This window comes from Bartonella queenslandensis, from assembly GCF_018155095.1.
Taxonomy (GTDB): domain Bacteria; phylum Pseudomonadota; class Alphaproteobacteria; order Rhizobiales; family Rhizobiaceae; genus Bartonella; species Bartonella queenslandensis_B.
Genome location: NZ_NAAI01000028.1, coordinates 1 through 1200 on the forward strand (window position 1 = coordinate 1; position 1200 = coordinate 1200).

Genomic DNA, 1200 nt, shown 5'->3' on the forward strand with positions numbered 1-1200 from the left:
GTTTCATAGGGATAACGCAAGAAACTGCCCGAAAACACTCCAAATGACCTCATCCTTCTCACAACAAGCACTTATCACCTCTTAAAATGTATAAAATGAACTCTTTTATTTCAAAAACCATGAACTATACACCCAACAAAAGCCTAAAAATATACCTTTTTTCTTACACTCAAAGCGAGCAAATCTTTTCAAAAATAACGTCTTGCCTAAGGGTAAAAGCTCCCATTAACTGAATTGCTCACCAACATCAACCGCAGCTTCAGCGAAGCCCTAATCACTTTTGTCTGCTTCTGCGAAAAAACAAACTTTATAGAGAACAAACAAAACTTACACACCCAAATCACCTCTAATGTTGAAATATGTCTTTTTTATGTTTTGGAGTGTTTTCATATTTTTCATTGGAGAATTAGTTATGAAAAAATTGCATGCCACACAAAGAGCGAACAAATTGAAAAATTCTCGTTTTTCTTTTGTTAAAGTTCTTTCATTGGCTACAGTCACGACATTTTTATTAAATATTTCTCCTGTTTTTTCAGCAAATTTTGATTTTAGAAACGCGTTTCTTGAAGGTGTTAAGAGTGCTGGTGTATCTTATCCACAAAGCATTATCTCTGTTGCTGGTTTAAATGTTCTTTCTGATAAATCAACAGACGATTATTTAATGGCGATAAGTGCAGCATTAACGCAAAAGGTTAATGCTTCTAGTGACTATGCTAATTTTTTAATCACTATGCTTTCCGAAAAAAGTAAGACTGCTGTCAATGTTTTTGACAAAGATAGCAGTTCTATACAGCAAGCTAAGCAAAGATCATCAAATGCATTTATACAGAAAAATTTAGAGTTTTCTGTTGATGATGATTATGGAAATGATACAGCTCTCTTAAATACGGCTCGTTCATCGAAAAAAAACTATCCAATACAAGCGAATGGAAGGTTGTTTGCAAGCGAAAGAAGTGGGGGCAATTCTACTTTTTTGGGTGCAGGGGCGGATTCATCAGGGGAGTTCAGTGTTGCCATTGGTTATAATCCTAAAGCGGCAGGAAAAAATAGCATTGCTATAGGTTACATGGCTCATGCTTTTGGGTTAAGCAGTACTGCACTGGGCGGTGAATATAATGAAAAGAGCCAACACGAACAAGAGAATGATTATACAACCGCCAAAGGTGATTATTCAACAGCTTTGGGTTCTGTTTCTAGAGC

Annotated in this window: 1 pseudogene; it reads left to right on the top strand. The window is 35.9% G+C overall.

The features are described from left to right. Window positions 1-412: 412 nt before the first annotated feature. Window positions 413-1200 (top strand): annotated as a pseudogene (locus B5V81_RS08565) (Vomp family autotransporter); the annotation flags it as partial.